Source organism: Roseovarius indicus (genome assembly GCF_008728195.1).
Classification (GTDB): Bacteria; Pseudomonadota; Alphaproteobacteria; order Rhodobacterales; family Rhodobacteraceae; genus Roseovarius; species Roseovarius indicus.
Genome location: NZ_CP031598.1, coordinates 2,926,783 through 2,946,076, shown reverse-complemented (window position 1 = coordinate 2,946,076; position 19,294 = coordinate 2,926,783). Strand labels below are relative to the sequence as shown.

Here is a 19,294-nt window from a genome sequence, read left to right as displayed (position 1 = left end):
GGGGGAAATTCCGTGCGTGACATCAAGATTCCGGAACAGCGTCATCCCGAAAAGGCTCATCGGCCCGATAATGCGCAGCCGAAAAAGCCGCATTGGATCAGGGTGAAGGCGCCTGATGGCGAGGGCTATCGCGAAACCCACAGAATCATGCGCGAGCACAAGCTTGTGACGGTCTGCGAAGAGGCCGGCTGCCCCAATGCTGGCGAGTGCTGGAACCAGGGTCATGCCACGATGATGATCATGGGCGATACCTGCACCCGGGCTTGCAGCTTCTGCAATATCGCCACCGGCAAGCCGCCCGAGGAGCTCGACCCGTTCGAGCCGGGGCGCGTGGCCGACGCGGTGCAGAAGCTCGGCCTCAACCATGTGGTGATCACGTCGGTCGACCGTGATGACGTTCAGGACGGTGGCGCCGCGCATTTCGCACAGACGATTCGCGCGATCCGCCATCGCAGCCCGGACACGACAATCGAGATCCTGACCCCTGATTTCCTGCATTGCGACCCGGGCGTGCTTCAGGTGGTCGTCGATGCGAAGCCGGATGTGTTCAACCATAACCTGGAAACGGTGCCGGGGCTTTACCCCGCGGTGCGGCCGGGGGCGCGTTACTTCCACAGCCTGAGGCTGTTGCAGCGGGTCAAGGAGATGGATCCGTCGATTTTCACCAAGTCGGGTATCATGGTCGGGCTTGGCGAAACCCGCGAGCAGGTGCGCCAGGTCATGGATGACATGCGCGCGGCGGATGTCGATTTCCTGACGATCGGTCAGTATCTGCAGCCGACGCCCAAGCACCATGCGGTCGACCGGTTCGTCACGCCGGACGAGTTTGCGGCCTACGAGAAGGCAGCGTTTGGCAAGGGGTTCCTGATGGTGTCCGCCACGCCGCTGACGCGGTCGTCGTACCACGCGGGCGATGATTTTGCTCGGCTGAGTGCGGCGCGGCAGGAGCGCCTGGGCGCCTGACGTTTTGGGAGGGCGCCGGGGCAGGCGCCTTCCAACCATTGCTTCAAAAGAAAAACACCGGCGGAGGGACCCAGCCGGCGCTTTTCGGTAACATGAAACCTGTCGGTTTTCTCGGGGGCGTTCAGCTGCCCCAGCTGCGCACCGGACCGCAATCCATGTGCACGAAGTTGCTGCTGGTGTACCGGCCGACGCCGCCGCCGTGGCAGGCCATCGCTGCGCGGTACATCTGGTTGACCGAGCGGGACCCGAGCCTGAGATCCGCAGCCTGACCCTTGAGGTGACGCGAGTTCTTGGCCACGCCGCTCGACCGGCTGCGCAGCATCGCGTTGGTTTCCGGGCTGCGGTACCCCGAGATCAGCATGTACGGCTCGGTCACGTCCATCATGTTGTGCGCCGCCGTCATGATGTCGACCGTGCGCAGGTCGATGTCATGGACCCCATCGGTACGCCAATCGCGCATGAAGTAGGTGATTTCCTTGACCGCGTCGCGAATGTACTCGCCTTCGATCCAGTAGATCGTGTCGAGGGTTTCGCCGGTGCGGGGGGCCGTCATCCGAATGCGCCGGATGTCACCCGCGCCTTTCAGAAATCCTGCTGCGTTCGAAAAGGTGGGAGCTGCCACCACGGTGGTTGCTGCGAATGCACCCAGCAGGGCGCGCCGCGTCATGCTCAACGAGCTACTTTCAGTCATAGTGTATGCGCCTGTCCCGTCGCTTACCTGTGTTTTCCGCCTGTTTCGGCGGCTCTGCCATCCATCCCCAGATGTGCTATTTTTATGACACATCCGGTTTTGTTGAAAAAGGGGGACGGTTCCAAAACTTTTACGGATCAAGGAGTTTCGGCGAAATCTCGCGCAAATTTTCGGCGTTGTGCTTATTTTGCTGAGGTCCTGCGGCCCGGTGGCTGCTAACGAAAAGAAAGGTTAGTGCGCTGCCAAACTTTTGATTGGACAGAAATTGTTCAGCGCGCATGATCGACTACATTGAAAGAACGTAATTTACCAAGTCAGGGGAGACGTTATGATTCTTAGATCCTTGGGGGCCAGCATCCGTGTGTCGGGTTTGGCGATTGCCTTCTCGGCGATCGGGTTCAGTGCCGCGGCCGCCGAGGCCGGTATCACCGCGTTCAAGCAGGCCGTCGCGGAAGCCGCGTCGTCGGATCGCGACATTGCCGCCTTTTACCGATCAAACAAGTTCGACGCGGTGTGGACGGGAACGACCGAGGAAGACCGTGCCCGCAGGAGCGCGCTTTTGTCGGCGATGAAAACCGCCTCGATGCACGGTCTGCCTGCCTCGCGTTACGAGACAGACCGACTGTTGCGGGTGCTGTCCAATGCCAACACGCCGCGCGATCGCGGATTTGCCGAGGTCGAGATGACCAAGGCGTTCATCCAGATCGCCCGTGACATGCAATCCGGCGCGCTGGAGCCGTCGTCGATCGACGACGGGATCAAGCGCAACGGGGTCTACAAGGATGCCAAGACGTATCTTTCCGGCCTGACGGAAAGCGGCCACCCGCGTGCCTATTTCCGCACGCTGGTGCCGCAGACGCGCGAATACGCGCGGCTCATGAAGGAAAAGATGCGTCTCGAGCGGCTGATCGAAACCGGCGGCTGGGGGCCTGCGGTTCAGGCCGGGGCACTCGAGAAAGGCCAGAGCGGTCAGGCCGTCGTGGCCCTGCGCGACCGGCTGATGACGATGGGCTATCTCGGGCGCACCTCGACGATGGTCTATGACGACAATATCGAGAAGGCCGTCATGAAGTTCCAGGCGGCGCACGGGCTGGAGCCCGATGGCGCGGCCGGGTCGAACACGCTGTCCGAGATCAACACGTCACCGGCAACGCGCCTGGCCTCCGTGCTGGTCGCGATGGAGCGCGAGCGCTGGCTCAACACCGAGCGCGGCAGCCGTCATATCCTCGTCAACCTGACCGACTTCTCGGCGCGGATCATCGACAACGACATCATTACCTTCGAGACCCGGGCCGTTGTCGGGGCCAATTCCCACGACCGCCGAAGCCCCGAGTTCTCTGACGTGATGGAGCACCTGGTGATCAATCCGCGGTGGAACGTGCCGCGCTCGATCGCGGTGAACGAATACCTGCCGCAGATGCAGCGCAACCCGGGTGCTGCGGGCCACCTGCGCCTGTACGATGCGTCCGGCAACCAGGTCAGCCGCTCGCGTGTGAACTTCAACGCCTATTCGGCGAGCACCTTCCCGTTCAACCTCGTACAGCCGCCGTCGGACGGCAATGCGTTGGGGCTGGTGAAGTTCATGTTCCCGAACAAGTACAACATCTACCTGCACGACACGCCCAGCAAGCACCTGTTTGCCCATGCGCGCCGCGCCTACAGCCACGGGTGCATCCGCCTCGCACAACCCTTCGACTTTGCCTACGAGGTTCTGTCGAAGCAGTCGGATAACCCGAAAGAGATGTTCCACCGCATTCTCGACACCGGCCAGGAAACCCAGGTCGATCTCGAGAAGAAGATCCCGGTGCACATCATCTATCGGACGGCCTTCACCAACGCCAAGGGCGAGCCGCAATACCGTCAGGACGTCTATGGTCGTGACGCGCGGATCTGGGCGGCAATGAAGAATGCGGGCGTCTCTTCGCCGGCGGTCTACGCGGCCGACATGCAGATCCCCGAGCCGCAATATGTGGCACAGACACAGCCGCGCCGGCAGCAGCAGCCGCAAGCCGTGCGGGTGTCGCAGCCGCGCACGCAGGTCCGGGTGGTGAACGAGCCCTACTACCAGGTTCAGTCGCCCCAACGGCAGACCCAGTCGACGTCGACGCGGTCGTCGCAGGTCAATTCGCGCCGCGACCGGTAAGACCTTTACCATTAAACGACAGAGGGCCCCCCCGCCACGGCGGGGGGCTTTTCTTTTGGACGGATGGTGGCGGTCGTCACGCTGCGGCACACGCGGGATTTCGCACCCCGTGACGGCAGAGGGGTTTCGCTGGCCCGTCAACGGGGCTAAGTCTTTGCGGCAGCACGAGGGGAGTCTCATGAGCTATACGATCGAGCAGATTGCAGCCGCGCTCGGAACGCAGGCGGTCGGCGACACAGGGATCGAAGTCGACGGCCTGGCCGAACCCACGGATGCCGGCCCGCGCCACCTGGCCCTTGCCATGAAGCCGCAATTCGCGGAAAGCCTGAAAGACGGTGGCGCACGCGCGGCCGTGCTCTGGGAGGATGCGGACTGGCAGGCGCTGGGGCTTGAGGCGGCGATCCTCGCTCCGCGGCCACGCTATGCGATGTCCGGCCTGACCGCGATGCTCGACAAGGGGCAGGGCTGGGATGACGGCATTCACCCGACGGCCGTGATCCACGGTGATGCCCGGCTGGAAAAGGGCGTGACCGTCGGCCCGTTCAGCGTGATCGCGAAAGGCGCGGAGATCGGGGCCGGTACTGTCATCGGTCCCCATTGCAGTGTCGGTATGGATGCCCGGATCGGGCAGATGAGCCTGCTGCGGGAAGGCGTGAAGATCGGCGCGCGCGTCACCACCGGCGACCGGTTCATCGCGCAGCCGGGCGCGGCGATCGGGGGCGACGGGTTCTCGTTCGTGACGGCGGAAACCTCCGGCGTGGAAAAGGTACGCGAGACGCTTGGCGACCGCGGCGAGACCGCGGCCCAGAGCTGGACACGCATTCACAGCCTGGGTGGTGTCGAGATCGGCGACGATGTCGAGATCGGCGCCAATACCACCGTCGATTGCGGAACGATCCGCAGCACCCGCATCGGCCGGGGGTCCAAGATCGACAACCTGGTGATGATCGGCCACAACGTCGAGATCGGGGAAGACTGCCTTTTGTGCGGGCAGGTCGGCATCGCGGGCTCGGTCAAGGTCGGGAACAACGTGGTTCTCGGCGGAAAGACCGGCGTCAGCGACAATATTTTCATCGGCGACAACGTCATTACCGGCGGCGGTACGATTGTGCTGGCCAACATCCCGGCGGGCCGTGTCATGCTGGGCTATCCGGCGATGAAGATGGAGACCACGATGGAGGTGTTCAAAGGCTTTCGCCGGCTCAAGCGCCTGTTTGCCGATGTGGCCGAGCTCAAGAAAACGGTTTCCAACCCGTCCGCGAAAGACTAAATCGGGCGCGACAAAAGGAAGAGGGCGGAGCGATGGACATCAAGGATCGCGTCATCAAGATCATTGCCGAGCAGGCCGTGCTCGAGCCGTCTGACGTCACGATGGACAGCACGCTGGAAGACCTCGGTATCGACAGCCTCGGGCTGGTCGAGAGCATCTTCGCCATCGAGGAAGAGTTCGACATCTCGGTGCCGTTCAACGCCAACGAACCGCAGGAAAGCGATTTCGACATTTCTTCGGTCGCCAGCATCGTGGCAGGCATAGAAAAGCTGGTGGCGGAACAAAAATCGTGAAACGGGTCGTCATCACGGGCGCCGGCACGATCAATGCGCTCGGGTTTTCGGTGCCCGAGACCCTGACGGCGATGCGGGAGGGGCGCTGCGGCATCGGCGAGCTGGAGTTTCGCGATGTCGAACGGCTGGCGATTCGCATTGGCGGTCAGGTGAAGGGCTACGAGCCCGAGGAACGCTTCAACCGCCAGCAGCTTGCGCTTTACGATCGGTTCACACAGTTCACCCTTGTCGCCGCACGCGAGGCGATCGCGCAGGCGGGGCTGGAGTTTTCCGGCGAGCTGGCCGCACGGGCCGGCGTCGTTCTGGGCAACTCGGGCGGCGGAATGACCACGCTCGACGAGAATTACCGCTCGGTCTACGAAGAGGGGAAGAACCGCGTTCACCCCTTCGTGGTACCCAAGCTGATGAACAACGCGGCCGCCAGCCACGTGTCGATGGAGTTCAACCTCAAGGGCCCGAGTTTTACCGTTTCGACCGCCTGTGCCAGTTCCAACCACGCGATGGCGCAGGCGTTTCAGATGGTGCATGGCGGCGTGACCCCGGTGATGATCACCGGCGGGTCGGAATCGATGCTTTGCTTTGGCGGGGTGAAGGCGTGGGAAGGGCTGCGCGTCATGTCGAAGGACGCCTGTCGCCCGTTCTCGGCCAACCGCAACGGGATGGTCCAGGGCGAGGGGGCCGGGGTGTTCGTCTTCGAGGAGTTGGAGCACGCCAAGGCTCGCGGTGCCGAGATCCTGGCGGAGGTGGCCGGGTTCGCCATGTCCTCGGATGCGTCCGATATCGTGATGCCATCGAAACAGGGTGCGGCGCGGGCCATTCGTGGCGCGCTGATGGATGCGCGGATCGATGCGACGGAGGTCGGTTACATCAACGCCCACGGCACCGGTACGGCCGCCAATGACAAGACCGAAAGCGCGGCGGTGGCCGATGTGTTCGGCGCCCATGCCGACCGCCTGATGATCTCGTCGACCAAGTCGATGCATGGCCACCTGATCGGCGGCACCGGTGCGGTCGAGCTTCTGGCCTGCATCATGGCGGTGCGTGACGGGATCGTTGCGCCAACCATCGGCTATGAAGAGCCGGACCCGGAATGCGCGCTTGACGTGGTGCCCAACGAAGCCCGCGAAGCGCATGTCGACGTGGCGCTTTCGAACGCGTTCGCCTTTGGCGGTCTGAACGCGGTTCTGGCGCTCAAGCGTTTCTCGTAAGCAGCTTCCGAATTTCGCGACGGCATAATGAAAAACGCCGCCCGGAAAGGGGCGGCGTTTTCGTTCGGGTCGATCGTCTGCCTCAGTTGGGCGCGATCGAGACGTTTTCGTAGGCCTTCGTGAACCCGTCGAGCGAGGCCTTGATCACGACCTGCTGGTCGGGGGCCTGTGCGGGTACAATCATCAGCACCGCTTCGCCGCCGGCCTTGAGCGCGTCGACATCGGCCTGGGTAAAGCCAATGCGGGCGAAGCAGCCCACCATCGAGCAGAAGGAATAGTTGTAGGCCTTGGCCTTGCCGTCATCCACGGCGATCTTCAGGCCTTGCGGCAGCAGGGTGCCCAGCGGCACGACGATGGTCGCACCGGCCACGGCCTGGCTGTCGTCGGGCAGTTTGAACAGGCTGAACTCGGCTACCGGATTTCCGGCATCCTCGCGCAGAAGCTGGTACATCTGGCAGGGGTCTTCCTCGGCTTCGCTGCGGAAGCACTGAAGCTGCCAGTCGCCATAGGTTTCCTTGACGTAGGACGGATCTTCCTGAACTTCCTGACCCATGTCGAGTTGGTTGGCGTTGCTGGTGCCTTCCTCGGCCGGAGCCTCTGTGGTGGTCTCGGTCTCGGTCTCGGTGGCGGTGTCATCCTGGGCCACGGCAGCGGTACCTGCGGCCAGAAGCGCAATGAGCGGCAGGGTGAAAAGAAATCTGGACATGAAATCCCCGTTTTGGTGATCAGTGTTCGGGCTGCGCCCCGGTGTCCGGGAACGCGCTGACAGGATAAAATCGTACAGTCCGGCAGGTTTCAAGGATTTCCGCCACGTGCACGTCCACGCCACCCATAAAAAAGGAAAAGAGACCTTTCGGTCTCTTCCCCTGTTTCTCCCTGCCGGACTGGCCGACTTAGTTATTGAGCGAACGCTATGACAGTTACCGCTACCCGTCAACAGGAATGGTTCATATTTTTTTATGATGCTGATATGGCGGGAAAAAACAGGGGGTCAGCGGACTTGATCCCGGGCGGAGCAGAACAGGAAAAAAGGCCGCACCATTAAGGCGCGGCCAGTCTGACAGGGAGGAAGTCACCCCGGCGCCAAGAGGACATGAGGGCCGGGGCAGATTGAAGGTGCCAGACAATAATTAACTTAGTATGTTCACACCGAGGAAAATTTGGGACAGGGGTCTAATAATTTGGAAAACAAGGTTTTTATCGGTGGCGGCGGGGAAGAATACGCGGTCGCGCAGGGCCTGACGCTGAAATATGCCAACCGGCACGGTCTTATTGCCGGGGCCACCGGCACCGGCAAGACGGTCACGCTGCAGATCCTGGCCGAAGGGTTTTCCGCCGCCGGAGTTCCGGTTTTCCTGTCCGACGTAAAGGGCGACCTATCGGGGCTTGCGGCCTCGGGCAGCGCCGAATTCAAGCTACATGACGCCTTCACCAAGCGGGCTACAACCATCGGTTTTGCCGACTACGCCTATTCGGCCTTTCCCGTCACCTTCTGGGACCTTTTCGGTGCGCAGGGGCACCCGGTTCGCACCACGGTTGCCGAGATGGGGCCGCTCCTCTTTTCACGCCTCCTGCAACTGACCGAGGCGCAGGAAGGGATCATGAACATCGCCTTCCGGGTGGCCGACGAGGAAGGCATGCCGCTCCTCGACCTCAAGGACCTGCAGGCGCTGCTCGTTTGGGTCGGAGAGAATCGCGACGAGCTTTCGTTGCGGTACGGCAATGTTTCGACCCAGTCGGTGGGGGCGATCCAGCGGGCGCTTCTGGTGCTCGAGAACCAGGGCGGGGCGGGCTTCTTCGGTGAACCTGCGCTTGAGCTTGCCGACCTGATGACCACTTCGGCTGATGGGCGCGGGCAGGTGAACATCCTGGCCGCCGACAAGCTGATGGGCGCGCCGCGCCTTTATGCCACCTTCCTGCTTTGGCTGCTGTCCGAGCTTTTCGAGACGCTGCCGGAAGTGGGCGACCCGGACAAGCCGAAGCTGGTCTTCTTTTTCGACGAGGCACACCTGCTGTTCGACGACGCGCCCAAGGCTCTCGTGGACAAGGTCGAGCAGGTGGCACGGCTGATCCGGTCCAAGGGGGTCGGTGTCTACTTCGTCACGCAGAACCCCGACGACATTCCAGAGGACATCCTCGGCCAGCTCGGCAACCGGTTTCAGCACGCCCTGCGTGCCTTCACTGCCCGAGACCGGAAGGCACTTCAGCGCGCGTCGGAAACCTATCGCCCGAACCCGAGGTTCGAGACGGTCGACGCGATCCGCGACGTGGGCGTGGGCGAGGCGGTCACGTCGATGCTGGAAGACAAGGGGGTGCCGGGTATCGTCGAGCGCACCCTGATCCGCCCGCCATCGTCGAAGCTCGGGCCGGCGAGTGTGGCCGAGCGCGACGCTGCGATGGCGGCCTCGCCGGTGAAGGGCAAGTATGACGAGGTTCTCGACCGGAAATCAGCCTATGAAATCCTCGCCGCACGGGCGGAGAAGGCTGCGAAAGAGGCCGAGGTGGCGGAAGAGGCGGTGGAGGAACTGCCGCCCGCCGAGCGCGAGTTCAACGCGGGGCGCCGCTATTCCGGCTCGCGCGTGACACGGTCGAGCAGCCGGCAGGATCGCAGCTTTGGCCGGAAATTCGGCGATGCCATGTCCGATGCGGTGATCAAGGAGTTGAAGGGCACGACGGGCCGGCGGATCGTGCGGGGTATCCTTGGCGGGTTCTTCAAGGGCCGCTAGGGCCGGATGTCTCGCAGCCCGTCGAGCAGGGTGTCGTAAAAGCGCGCCGCCTTGCGAATGCGCTTTTCGGACAAGGCTTTTGCCTCGATCCGGATCAGCACCTCGACCCCCAGCATGAAGGGCAGCCAGATGTTGCGCTCGACCTCGTCGAGCGCGAACGCCTCTGCGAAGGCATCGAGCCCCTGCGCATCGACCCCGAGCCGCTCTTCGCCCGACGGGATCAACCCGCGCCGCGCCATGTGCGACAGGAACCGGGCCATGTCCTTGTAGAGGGGCAGCTTGGCCGACCCGCCGGTGTCTATCCCTGTCAGGCGTGCACCGTCGGCCAGCAGGTTGTTGGGGTGGAAGTCGCCATGACTGACCGCAACCCGCCACTGGCCGGTCTCGTGCGGCGCGGCAATCCGTTTCAGCTCTGCCAGAACCGCCGCTTCGGCGCGGCGCAGCGCGCCGTGCCGCTGCCGCGCCATGCCGCGTTCTATGCGCTTGTACCACCCGTCCAGCCGCACGTCTGTCAGTTCTTCGCTTGGCGCGGTGTACCTGCGCAGCCACTCTGCGGCCGGGCGCAGGAAATCGGCCCTTTGCGCTGCGTCGGCCGCGCGTATCCGCTCCATCAACGGCACGCCATCCGCCCGCGCGACCACCACAAGCCCAAGCTCGGGCACATGCAGCAGCGGCGCGTTCACCTGGTAATCCCCGTCGGACATGAAGCATCTGGTGCGCTGCAACTCGGCCCAGTCGCGCCGGGCATAGGCCTCGGCATGTTCGATGTAGAACCGGAATATCGCCGGCCGCTCGCCAACCATCCCCGACAGGATCGCGCGCTTGCCCGGCACCAGACGGATCACGTCGCTGAGCCGCGCCCCCGTCAGCAAAGGGTCTTTCGCGGCCAAGCCCTCGAACGCCTGCACGAGGTCCATCATCGCATCCATGTCGGGCAGGGGAGAAGGGCCGTGCGGTTTCGCCATGGGCGTTACAATTCCGCATGGAATTTGGGGCGTCAACCGAATTGAACCCCATCCCGGCGGCGTCTATGGTGGCGCGAAACCCTGCCAGATTTGCGAGGCGCCGATGTCTGATACTCCCGTTTCCGAAATGTCCTTCGAAGAGGCCATGAAAGAGCTCGAACAGGTGGTCAGCAAGCTGGAGCGGGGCGACGTGGCGCTGGAGGATTCCATCAAGCTCTACGAGCGCGGGGCCGAGCTGAAGAAGCGCTGCGAGACCAAGCTGAAGGAAGCCGAGGAGAAGGTTGCCGCGATCACGCTCGATGGAGAGGGCAACCCGACCGGGACTGCCCCGGTCGAGAATATGTGAGCCCGGGAATGGATGACAGGTTCGCCGGGATCCGTTCCCGGGTCGAGGCGCATCTTGCCGACGTTCTGAATCCGTTTGGCGATGGCCCGGTGGCGGAGGCAATGCGCTACGCTGTGTGCGGCGGCAAACGCGTGCGGGCTGCGTTGGTAATCGAAGGTGCGCGGCTGCACGGGGTGGCCGACGACCGGTCGATCTGGCCCGCCTGTGCGATCGAGGCGATGCATGCATACAGTCTCGTTCATGACGATCTGCCCTGCATGGACGATGACGACCTGCGCCGCGGTCAGCCCACGGTTCACGTGAAGTGGGATGAAGCGACCGCTGTTCTGACCGGGGATGCGCTGCAATCGCTGGCCTTCGAGATGGCCAGCCATCCGGACGGGGCCGAAACCGGCGCCGCCCGGGCCGAGCTGGCCCTGACGCTTGCACGTGCAGCGGGCGGGCAGGGGATGGTGCTGGGGCAGGCGCTCGACATTGCCGCCGAAACCGCCGAGAGCCCCCTGACGCTTGAGGAGATCACCGCCCTTCAGGCCGGCAAGACCGGAGCGCTCATTCGCTGGGCCGCCACTGCCGGGCCGCGCATGGCCGGGGACGATAGCGGGCCGCTCGACCGGTATGCCAAGGCCCTCGGCCTTGCCTTCCAGATCCAGGATGACGTGATCGACGTGACCGGCGATGCGGGCGCCGTGGGCAAGGCGGTGGGCAAGGATGCCGCCGCCGGAAAGGCCACGTTCGTCTCGCTTCTCGGCCTCGATGCCGCCCGCGCCCGCGCCGCGGCCCTTGCGGAAGAGGCCTGCGAGGCCATATCCTGTTATGGTCAGGACGCCGAGAGCTTGCGGCAGCTGGCGCGCTTCGTTATCTCACGCCAGACCTGACGGAAGCGTCGTGCCAGAGAGGGGAATGCCCGTGTCAGACCGCCCGAATACACCCCTGCTGGACCAGGTGACCACGCCTGCCGACATGAAGCGGTTCAGCGATGCGCAGCTTGTGCAACTGGCGCATGAGCTCAGGCAGGAAACCATCTCGGCCGTTTCCGAGACCGGCGGGCACCTTGGCGCGGGGCTGGGCGTGGTCGAGTTGACCGTGGCCCTGCACCATGTCTTCGACACGCCCCGCGACAAGCTGATCTGGGACGTCTCGCACCAGTGCTATCCGCACAAGATCCTGACCGGCAGGCGCGAACGCATACGCACGATCCGCCAGAAAGACGGCCTTTCCGGTTTCACCAAGCGGGCCGAGTCGCCATATGACCCGTTCGGCGCGGCGCATAGCTCCACCTCGATCAGTGCTGCACTCGGCTTTGCCGTGGCGCGGGACCTGGGTGGTGTCTGCGACACTGGCCACGGCGATGCCATCGCCGTGATCGGTGACGGCGCGATGAGCGCGGGCATGGCCTTCGAGGCGATGAACAACGCGGGCCACCTGAAGAAGCGCCTGATCGTCATCCTGAACGACAACGAAATGTCGATTGCGCCGCCCGTGGGCGCGCTCTCCTCCTACCTTTCGCGGCTTTACGCGGGCGAGCCTTTTCAGGAGTTCAAGGCAGCGGCCAAGGGAGCGGTCTCTCTTTTGCCCACGCCGTTCCAGGAAGGGGCCCGTCGCGCCAAGGAAATGCTCAAAGGCATGACCGTGGGCGGCACGCTCTTCGAAGAGCTCGGCTTCTCTTACGTCGGCCCCATCGACGGGCACGACATGGAGCAGCTTCTGCCTGTCCTGCGTACCGTACGGCAGCGGGCCACCGGGCCGATCCTGATCCATGCGATCACCAAGAAGGGCAAGGGATATGCGCCCGCCGAACAGTCGAGCGACGCAGGCCATGCGCGGGCGAAGTTCGACGTTGTCACCGGTGAGCAGAAGAAGAAGCCCTCGAACGCGCCGAGCTACACCAAGGTTTTCGCCAACGCGCTGCTGGATCACGCCGCGCAAGATGACAGGGTCTGCGCCATCACCGCGGCCATGCCCGACGGCACCGGCCTCGACCTCTTCGAGAAACGCTATCCCAGCCGCTGTTTCGATGTGGGTATCGCCGAACAGCACGCGGTGACCTTTGCGGGCGGTCTGGCGGCCGGGGGCATGAAGCCCTTCGCGGCGCTTTATTCCACCTTCCTGCAGCGCGGCTATGACCAGGTTGTGCACGACATCGCCATCCAGAACCTGCCGGTCCGCTTCGCGATAGACCGTGCGGGCCTTGTCGGCGCCGACGGGCCGACCCATGCCGGCGCTTTCGACGTGGCCTACCTGACCTGCCTGCCGAACTTCACCGTCATGGCGGCGGCGGACGAGGCCGAGCTCGTGCACATGGTCGCCACGGCCGTGGCCCATGACAGCGGGCCCATCGCCTTCCGCTATCCGCGCGGCGAAGGGCAGGGGGTCGAGATGCCCGAGCACGGCGAGGTGTTGGAAATCGGCAAGGGCCGGATCGTCAGCAAGGGCGCGCGCGTCGCGATCCTGTCCTTCGGCACCCGGCTGGGCGAAGTGCGCAAGGCGCGTGAGGCGCTGATGCAGCGCGGGATCGAGCCGACGATTGCAGATGCCCGCTTCGCAAAACCGTTGGACGAGGAGATGATCCTCGATCTCGCCGCGAAGCATGAGGCATTGATCACCGTCGAGGAAGGCTCGGTCGGCGGCTTCGGAAGCCATGTGGCCCAGCTTCTGGCGGAAAACGGCGTCTTCGACAGCGGTCTGAAATACCGCTCGATGGTGCTGCCCGACGTGTTCATCGACCAGTCGAGCCCCGACGACATGTATGCCACCGCCAAGCTCAGCGCCGCCGATATCGAGGCCAAGGTGCTCGACGTCTTGGGCGTGGCCGCCCTTAAAGACAAGCGCGCCTGACCACACCCCTTAAACGAGAAAGGCCGGGTACGACCCCGGCCCTTCTTCTGGCTGAAAATATCCCGGGGGTTTGTGGGCTGGCCCCCAATCCCGAACTTACCCTTAAGCGCGGCGCCGACGACGGCCGCCCCGGCCACCGCGACCTTCCGCTTCCTCGCCCGGCTTCGGCGGGGCCTTGTTGAACCGGATCCAGTCGCCGCCATGCGGGTCGTTGTTGGTCAGGAAGTTGGCGGCGCGGATGGCTTCCATCTCCTTGCCGGCCTTCGGTTTGGTCGAGCCGAGACCGAAGAGCTGGCAGAAGGTCTCGTCGTCCATGTCCTCGGGCAGCACGATGCCAAGGGCGGCGACCTCGGCCTTCTTGGCCTCGATCTCCGCCTGTTTCACCGGCAGCGCGATCGGGTTCATGATCGCGCTGGTCATGCCGGCGCCCATCGCCATCGGCAGGAAGGCGTTGTTGATGCCGTGCCGGTTGGGCAGGCCGAAGGAGATGTTCGAAGCACCGCAGGTGGTGTTCACGCCCAGCTCGTCGCGCAGGCGGCGGACGAGGGTGAAGACCTGCTGACCGGCGGTCGCCATGGCGCCGATCGGCATGACCAGCGGGTCGACCACAATGTCATGGGCGGGAATGCCGAAATCGGCGGCGCGCTCGACGATCTTCTTGGCGACGGCAAAGCGCACGTCAGGGTCTTCCGAAATGCCGGTGTCGTCGTTCGAGATGGCAACGACCGGCACGTTGTACTTCTTGACCAGCGGCAGAACCAGTTCCAGGCGCTCTTCCTCGCCCGTGACCGAGTTCAGCAGCGGGCGGCCATGCGCGGCGGCAAGGCCAGCTTCCAGCGCGCCCGGCACCGAGCTGTCGATGCAAAGCGGGATATCGACGAGGCCCTGAACCAGCTCGACCACCTTGGTCATCAGCGGCGGTTCGGTCTGGTTCGGATCGGGGTTCGAGTTGTAGACAACGCCCGCGTTGATATCGAGGATGTTGGCGCCGGCCGCAACCTGCGCCAGGGCATCGGATTCCACGGTCGAGAAATCGCCCGCTTCGAGTTCGGCCGCAAGCTTCTTGCGGCCTGTCGGGTTGATCCGCTCGCCGATCACGCAGAACGGTTCATCGAAGCCGATGATGGCGGTTTTGGTTTTGCTCTCGACGATGGTACGGGTCATTTTCGATCCTTCAGGAGGCGTTTGCGGGTTTGGTGGCGCTGCCACCGTTCTCGATCGCCCAGGTGGCGTTCGTCTTGATGCCGCCCAGCGGGAAGAAGTGGACGTTGGTGATGTTGAAATCGGGGTTCGCGGCGCGGTGGGCGGCCAGGTCGCGCAGAACCTCGTGCGGCTCGTAGGGGAGCAGCAGTTTCGACACGTCCATCGCGCGCTTCTGTAGCACCTTCAGAGAGGGGCCGACACCGCAGGCGATGGCGAACTTGATCAGGGTCTGCAGCTTGGCGGGGCCCGCGATGCCGATGTGGATCGGCAGCTTGATGCCTTCGGCGTTCAGGCGGTCGGCCCAGGCGATCATCGGCTTGGCGTCGAAGGCGAACTGCGTGGCGATGGCCATTTCGGCGTCGGTGCGCTCGGAGAATTTCTGCTTCCACTGCAGCGCCTCGTCGACAGACTTGGTGCCGCCATTGGGGTCAATATCCTTGTTGCCCTCGGGATGGCCGGCCACGTGCAGGCGCTTGAAGCCCGCCTTGTCGAATTCGCCCGATTCCATCAGCTGCATCGAGCTGTGGAAATCGCCATGGGGTTTCTCGACACCGCCGGCCAGCAGCAGGGCCTGCTCGACGCCGGCCTCGCCGTTGTAGCGGGCGATCCAGTCGGCCAGCGTGGCCTTGTCCTTGATGATGCGCGCGGGGAAGTGCGGCATCACCGGATAGCCTTCGTCGGCCAGGCGCTTGGCGGTGGCGACCATGTCGTTGATCGGCGTGCCCTCGATATGGGCGATGTAGACGCGCGTGCCCTCGGGCAGCAGGTCGCGGAAATTCTCGACCTTCTCGGCGGTGCGCGGCATCACCTCGATCGAGTAGCCTTGAAGAACAGCCTCGAGACGGGCATCGGCCACGACCGCGGGTTTCTCACGCTTCTTGAAGTTCAACAGAGCCATAATGGCCTCCCATAGCGCAGGTTTCGGGCTCATGCCCAGCCTTCATTGGCGATCAGGGCCTTGATCCGGTCCTGATCGTATTCCGCGTCAAGCCGGGCCGCTTCGGCCTCGGCCACGTCCGCCGCTTCGCCTTCGACCGGGTAGGGCGCCGCCTTGCGCCACTCGGCCAGGTAGGTGTCGGTATCCGACGCCCCCACCTTCATCGCGGCACGGTCGATCGCCTGCTCGAAACGCTCGGGCAGTTGTTTCTTAGCACCGCGGCGGCCTTTTCCGACAATGACTTGTGCCGGAATATCCCGCCAGTAGACGATGGTGACATCAACCATGACTGATTCCTCGTTTTCAGTGGCCTCTCTCTAAAGCAGGGCAGCCCCCCGGCAGGGTCGATTTTCGACAGAACGCGCACGTCCTGCGACAGTCTGACACTAGAGGCGCCTGTCGCGCATGGCCACCGAGGCTAATCGGAAAAGCTTTCAACTTTGTCATGACCTCAGGCAAACGCTTGCGCGATGCCTCGCAAGCGCCTACCTTTGACTCAACTCGAAATGGAGGGCGTGACAAGATGGCGCCCAAGCGTCCCGTAAGTGCGGGCGCGATCCCGAAAGCGGTAGATAGCCCCGCACTGACCCGGCCCGATGCACCGCCGCTGTATGCGGCGTTGGATCTGGGTACCAACAGTTGCCGTATGCTGATTGCCCGTCCGAAGGGCGGACAATTTTCAGTTGTCGACAGCTTTTCCAAATCCGTTCAGCTGGGCTCGGGACTCGAGAAGACCGGGCGGCTTTCGCGTTCCTCGATCTATCGCACGATCCAGGCCTTGCGCGTGTGTCAGCAGAAGCTGAAACGCAACAAGGTGGTGAAAATGCGCCTTGTCGCGACCGAGGCCTGCCGCCGCGCCGCGAACGGGCGCGATTTCATGGACCGCGTGCACCGCGAAACCGGATTGCGGCTGGAGATCATCGAACCGCAGCAGGAGGCGCAGCTTGCCGTCGTGTCCTGCGCGCCGCTTGTCAGCCCCCGGACTGAGCAACTTCTGGTGGTCGATATCGGTGGCGGGTCGACCGAGCTGGTCTGGATCGACCTGACAGGCGTGCCGCCCCAGGGGCGGGCGCGGGCGATCATGCGCATGCATGGCGGCTTCGATCTGCCCGATGACGGCGGGCCGCGGGCGCGGGTCGTCGACTGGATCAGCGTGCCGCTGGGCGTTGCCACATTGCGCGATCAGTTCCGCGACGTGGAGGATGACAGCGCGCGCTTTGCCCTGATGAGCTGGTTTTTCGAGGAAAACCTTGCCGAGTTCGCCCCCTACAAGGATGAACCGCCGCGCGAGGGGTTCCAGATTGTCGGCACGTCGGGCACGGTCACCACCGTGGCGGCCAGCCATCTGGGCCTCAAACGCTATGACCGCAACAAGGTTGACGGGCTGCGCATGACCTCTGACGAGATCGACAAGGTGATCCGCAGCTATCTTGCCCTTGGCCCGGCCGGGCGCCGTCGCGACCCGCGAATCGGCGTTGACAGGCAGGCCCTCATCATGTCAGGCGCGGCGATCCTTCAGGCGCTTCTGCGCTGCTGGCCCACCGATCGGCTGTCAGTGGCCGACCGGGGCCTGCGAGAGGGCATACTGTACGCGCTCATGTCATCCGACGGCGTGCTGGAAGATACGGACGCATAATGACCAAGAAACCGGACGGAAAGAACACCTCGGGGCGCGGACAGCGCGATCTGAAGGTCAAGGTGAAGACGGCACGGGGGCGCAAGTCGTCCTCGACCCGCTGGCTGCAACGGCAGCTGAACGACCCTTACGTGAAACGCGCGCAGGCCGATGGGTATCGGGGCCGCGCGGCGTTCAAGATCATGGAACTCGACGACAAGTTCCGTTTCCTTGTCCCGGGCGCGCGAGTGGTCGACCTTGGCTGCGCCCCCGGCGGCTGGTGCCAGGTGGCGGTGCCGCGGGTGAACGCGTTGGGCGAGAAGGCCGGCAAGGCCCAGGGGTTCATCCTCGGTGTCGACCTGCAGGAGGTCGAGCCGATTGCCGGGGTCGAGCTTCACCAGCTCGATTTCATGGACGAGGGCGCCGACGACAAGGTGAAGGACTGGCTTGGCGGCAAGGCCGACGTGGTGATGTCGGACATGGCGGCCGCCAGTTCCGGGCACAAGCAGACCGATCACCTGCGCATCATCGCGCTGTGCGAGGCGGCGGCCTATCTGGCGTTCGACGTGCTGGAAGAGGGAGGCACGTTCGTGTCGAAAGTGCTGGCCGGGGGCGCCGAGGGCGAGTTGCAGAAGCTGCTCAAGCAGCGTTTCACCAAGGTGGCCAACGTCAAGCCGCCGGCCTCGCGCTCGGACAGTTCGGAAAAGTTCGTCGTGGCGACGGGTTTTCGCGGCGCGCCCGGCTAAGCGCTAGCCGCGTGCCGCAAGCGTTTGCGCGGCACGGCGGGCGAAGGCCATGGTGTCATCGACGGTGACATCCGCGGGCAGCGGCATTTCGCGCCGTTGCTCGGCAAGATTGATCTGCCGGATCAGTTCGAACAGCCGGGCATGGCGGGCGGTGGGCAGCGGGGTCGGGCGCATCACGCGAATCTCCGAAAACTCGTAAGAAGCTACAGGTGCGGGGGTTACGATCCGATTGAGGCGGAAATTGCGCGAATTGAGGGGCATTGCGTGACAGTGGCCCTATAACGACAGAACCAGCGCCAGCGACAGGAGCGTCAGCGCGCTGGTGCCGACGATGATCTGCGCGATCCGGTCGGCGCGCACGTCGTAGAGAAGCGCCATGCTGAACGCCATGGCCCCTGCAGGGCCGGCCGCGGTGAGAATGAATTGCTGTGTCTGCGGGTCCCAACCGGGCGAGACCACGGAAAACACAGCCCAGACCAGTGCCGGAAAGGCCAGCATCTTGATCGCGCCGACGGTCAGAACCACCGGATCGGCGGACATCCGTGTTTTCGACAGCACCACGCCAAGCGCGAAGAGGGCAATCGGCGGGGCGGCATCGCCATTGAAGTTGATGAAGGTCTCGGCTGGCCCGGGAAGGTCGAGGCCCATGAGCCCTGTGGCGAGCCCCAGAACGATCGCCACGATCAGCGGCATCCGGGCCAGTTTTCCGACGATCACGCCGGGGCGCCAGGCCTCGTTGCCATGCAGTTCGAGAAAGATCAGCGACCCGGCGAAGAGGAAGAGGATATCGAGCACGATCACCGACACGACGGAGCCCACCGCATCGACGCCGTAGACCAGCTGGGAAATCGGCAGGATATACATGACCGTGTTGGAAAACGCCCCGCAGACGCCCAGCAGCACCGCTTCGGTCACCGTGCAGGCGAAGACCTTGCGCGCGGTCAGGAAGACGAGCGTGAAGACGATCGCCTCTCCGGCGGCATAGACCAGCAGCTTGTCCCAGACGAAGGCATCGAAATCCGAGCGTGCCAAAAGTCCGAAGACAAGCACGGGCATCGGGATGGACATGCAGAAGCGGTTGACGATGCGGGCATTTTCCTCGGTCGCATGACCGGTGCGGCCCAGCAGGTACCCGATGATCGCAATCGCGAAGATCGGCAGAACCGGATCGGTCAGGACACTGATAATGCTGGACAAAGGCGCGCTCCTTTCGGCCATCAATAGAGCAGTGGCCGGGGAATGCAATCGCCGTGCCTAACCTCAAAGAAATGCGGTGCGGATTGGAATGGCGGCACGTCGGCGCGCCGGGTGCGCGCGCGCTTAACTGGGGGCGAGGCCTGTCGGCGAGACTGC

At 63.9% G+C, this 19,294-nt stretch carries 19 protein-coding genes; 11 read left to right on the top strand and 8 right to left on the bottom strand.

What is annotated here, in order from left to right; translation table 11 throughout:
* The first annotated feature begins 12 nt into the window (after positions 1–12).
* A complete protein-coding gene (lipA, locus tag RIdsm_RS13995) occupies positions 13–963 on the top strand; it encodes a lipoyl synthase (protein ID WP_057815244.1) in 951 nt (316 codons plus the stop codon).
* 121 nt (positions 964–1,084) lie between these two features.
* Here lipA and mepK read toward each other — a convergent pair whose 3' ends face one another.
* Positions 1,085–1,630, bottom strand: a complete 546-nt coding sequence (gene mepK / locus RIdsm_RS13990; protein WP_244955831.1) for a peptidoglycan L,D-endopeptidase MepK — start codon at positions 1,628–1,630, stop codon at positions 1,085–1,087.
* A 352-nt stretch (positions 1,631–1,982) separates the two neighbouring features.
* On the opposite strand from mepK, the gene RIdsm_RS13985 reads away from it, so the two are divergent.
* From RIdsm_RS13985 to RIdsm_RS13970, 4 genes are all read left to right on the top strand, one after another.
* Positions 1,983–3,797 (top strand): L,D-transpeptidase family protein, encoded by a 1,815-nt coding sequence (locus RIdsm_RS13985; protein ID WP_138179583.1) that lies wholly within the window; start codon positions 1,983–1,985, stop codon positions 3,795–3,797.
* A gap of 178 nt (positions 3,798–3,975) precedes the next feature.
* Positions 3,976–5,067 carry a UDP-3-O-(3-hydroxymyristoyl)glucosamine N-acyltransferase gene (locus tag RIdsm_RS13980; RefSeq protein ID WP_057815249.1) on the top strand — a complete coding sequence of 364 codons (1,092 nt, stop codon included), beginning with the start codon at positions 3,976–3,978 and terminating at the stop codon, positions 5,065–5,067.
* A gap of 32 nt (positions 5,068–5,099) precedes the next feature.
* A complete protein-coding gene (locus RIdsm_RS13975) occupies positions 5,100–5,360 on the top strand; it encodes an acyl carrier protein (protein WP_057815252.1) in 261 nt (86 codons plus the stop codon).
* A complete protein-coding gene (locus RIdsm_RS13970) occupies positions 5,357–6,568 on the top strand; it encodes a beta-ketoacyl-[acyl-carrier-protein] synthase family protein (RefSeq protein ID WP_057815254.1) in 1,212 nt (403 codons plus the stop codon). The genes RIdsm_RS13975 and RIdsm_RS13970 overlap by 4 nt, the downstream gene beginning before the upstream one ends.
* Positions 6,569–6,650: 82 nt before the next feature.
* Here the strand turns inward: RIdsm_RS13970 and RIdsm_RS13965 are convergent, their stop codons facing one another.
* Positions 6,651–7,274, bottom strand: coding sequence for an invasion associated locus B family protein (locus RIdsm_RS13965; protein WP_057815256.1), 624 nt, complete (start codon positions 7,272–7,274; stop codon positions 6,651–6,653).
* A 475-nt stretch (positions 7,275–7,749) separates the two neighbouring features.
* Between RIdsm_RS13965 and RIdsm_RS13960 the strand changes: the two genes are divergently transcribed.
* On the top strand, positions 7,750–9,294 hold the full coding sequence (locus RIdsm_RS13960) for a helicase HerA-like domain-containing protein (protein WP_057815257.1): 1,545 nt from the start codon (positions 7,750–7,752) through the stop codon (positions 9,292–9,294).
* On the opposite strand, the gene RIdsm_RS13955 is transcribed toward RIdsm_RS13960, so the two are convergent.
* Positions 9,291–10,259, bottom strand: coding sequence for a phosphotransferase (locus RIdsm_RS13955; RefSeq protein ID WP_074939729.1), 969 nt, complete (start codon positions 10,257–10,259; stop codon positions 9,291–9,293). The two genes, RIdsm_RS13960 and RIdsm_RS13955, sit on opposite strands and share 4 nt — an antisense overlap.
* A 103-nt stretch (positions 10,260–10,362) precedes the next feature.
* Here RIdsm_RS13955 and RIdsm_RS13950 point away from each other — a divergent pair, with 103 nt between their 5' ends.
* Genes RIdsm_RS13950 through dxs form a run of 3 tightly spaced genes read left to right on the top strand, consistent with a single transcriptional unit; the run spans position 10,363 to position 13,440 of the window.
* Entirely contained in the window at positions 10,363–10,605 is a 243-nt protein-coding gene (locus tag RIdsm_RS13950; RefSeq protein WP_057815683.1) for an exodeoxyribonuclease VII small subunit, read from the top strand.
* Between the two features lie 8 nt (positions 10,606–10,613).
* A complete protein-coding gene (locus tag RIdsm_RS13945; protein WP_057815261.1) occupies positions 10,614–11,480 on the top strand; it encodes a polyprenyl synthetase family protein in 867 nt (288 codons plus the stop codon).
* Between the two features lie 31 nt (positions 11,481–11,511).
* Entirely contained in the window at positions 11,512–13,440 is a 1,929-nt protein-coding gene (gene dxs, locus RIdsm_RS13940; protein ID WP_057815684.1) for a 1-deoxy-D-xylulose-5-phosphate synthase, read from the top strand.
* A gap of 102 nt (positions 13,441–13,542) precedes the next feature.
* Here dxs and RIdsm_RS13935 read toward each other — a convergent pair whose 3' ends face one another.
* Genes RIdsm_RS13935 through RIdsm_RS13925 form a run of 3 tightly spaced genes read right to left on the bottom strand, consistent with a single transcriptional unit; the run spans position 13,543 to position 15,867 of the window.
* Entirely contained in the window at positions 13,543–14,604 is a 1,062-nt protein-coding gene (locus tag RIdsm_RS13935) for a dihydropteroate synthase (protein WP_057815263.1), read from the bottom strand.
* 10 nt (positions 14,605–14,614) lie between these two features.
* Positions 14,615–15,541 carry a methylenetetrahydrofolate reductase gene (locus RIdsm_RS13930; RefSeq protein ID WP_057815264.1) on the bottom strand — a complete coding sequence of 309 codons (927 nt, stop codon included), beginning with the start codon at positions 15,539–15,541 and terminating at the stop codon, positions 14,615–14,617.
* Between the two features lie 29 nt (positions 15,542–15,570).
* Positions 15,571–15,867, bottom strand: a complete 297-nt coding sequence (locus RIdsm_RS13925) for a virulence factor (RefSeq protein ID WP_057815266.1) — start codon at positions 15,865–15,867, stop codon at positions 15,571–15,573.
* 236 nt (positions 15,868–16,103) lie between these two features.
* Here RIdsm_RS13925 and RIdsm_RS13920 point away from each other — a divergent pair, with 236 nt between their 5' ends.
* The gene (locus RIdsm_RS13920) at positions 16,104–17,216 is read left to right on the top strand and encodes a Ppx/GppA phosphatase family protein (protein ID WP_057815268.1); all 1,113 of its coding nucleotides are present in this window, start codon (positions 16,104–16,106) and stop codon (positions 17,214–17,216) included.
* Positions 17,216–17,941, top strand: a complete 726-nt coding sequence (locus RIdsm_RS13915) for an RlmE family RNA methyltransferase (RefSeq protein WP_057815271.1) — start codon at positions 17,216–17,218, stop codon at positions 17,939–17,941. Before RIdsm_RS13920 ends, RIdsm_RS13915 begins: the two co-directional genes overlap by 1 nt.
* Before the next feature lie 3 nt (positions 17,942–17,944).
* On the opposite strand, the gene RIdsm_RS30160 is transcribed toward RIdsm_RS13915, so the two are convergent.
* Together RIdsm_RS30160 and RIdsm_RS13910 are read right to left on the bottom strand one after the other, a co-directional pair.
* Entirely contained in the window at positions 17,945–18,115 is a 171-nt protein-coding gene (locus RIdsm_RS30160; protein ID WP_160325839.1) for a hypothetical protein, read from the bottom strand.
* Between the two features lie 102 nt (positions 18,116–18,217).
* Positions 18,218–19,138, bottom strand: coding sequence for an AEC family transporter (locus RIdsm_RS13910; RefSeq protein WP_057815273.1), 921 nt, complete (start codon positions 19,136–19,138; stop codon positions 18,218–18,220).
* Positions 19,139–19,294: the final 156 nt, after the last annotated feature.

Coding starts and splice junctions, on each gene's coding strand:
- RIdsm_RS13920 (WP_057815268.1), top strand. CDS start 16,104: ATGGCGCCCAAGCGTCCCGTAAGTGCGGGCGCGATCCCGAAAGCGGTA.
- RIdsm_RS13935 (WP_057815263.1), bottom strand. CDS start 14,604: ATGACCCGTACCATCGTCGAGAGCAAAACCAAAACCGCCATCATCGGC.
- RIdsm_RS13975 (WP_057815252.1), top strand. CDS start 5,100: ATGGACATCAAGGATCGCGTCATCAAGATCATTGCCGAGCAGGCCGTG.
- RIdsm_RS13965 (WP_057815256.1), bottom strand. CDS start 7,274: ATGTCCAGATTTCTTTTCACCCTGCCGCTCATTGCGCTTCTGGCCGCA.
- RIdsm_RS13915 (WP_057815271.1), top strand. CDS start 17,216: ATGACCAAGAAACCGGACGGAAAGAACACCTCGGGGCGCGGACAGCGC.
- RIdsm_RS13945 (WP_057815261.1), top strand. CDS start 10,614: ATGGATGACAGGTTCGCCGGGATCCGTTCCCGGGTCGAGGCGCATCTT.
- RIdsm_RS13950 (WP_057815683.1), top strand. CDS start 10,363: ATGTCTGATACTCCCGTTTCCGAAATGTCCTTCGAAGAGGCCATGAAA.
- RIdsm_RS13930 (WP_057815264.1), bottom strand. CDS start 15,541: ATGGCTCTGTTGAACTTCAAGAAGCGTGAGAAACCCGCGGTCGTGGCC.
- RIdsm_RS30160 (WP_160325839.1), bottom strand. CDS start 18,115: ATGCGCCCGACCCCGCTGCCCACCGCCCGCCATGCCCGGCTGTTCGAA.
- RIdsm_RS13985 (WP_138179583.1), top strand. CDS start 1,983: ATGATTCTTAGATCCTTGGGGGCCAGCATCCGTGTGTCGGGTTTGGCG.
- RIdsm_RS13925 (WP_057815266.1), bottom strand. CDS start 15,867: ATGGTTGATGTCACCATCGTCTACTGGCGGGATATTCCGGCACAAGTC.
- mepK (WP_244955831.1), bottom strand. CDS start 1,630: ATGACGCGGCGCGCCCTGCTGGGTGCATTCGCAGCAACCACCGTGGTG.
- RIdsm_RS13980 (WP_057815249.1), top strand. CDS start 3,976: ATGAGCTATACGATCGAGCAGATTGCAGCCGCGCTCGGAACGCAGGCG.
- RIdsm_RS13955 (WP_074939729.1), bottom strand. CDS start 10,259: ATGGCGAAACCGCACGGCCCTTCTCCCCTGCCCGACATGGATGCGATG.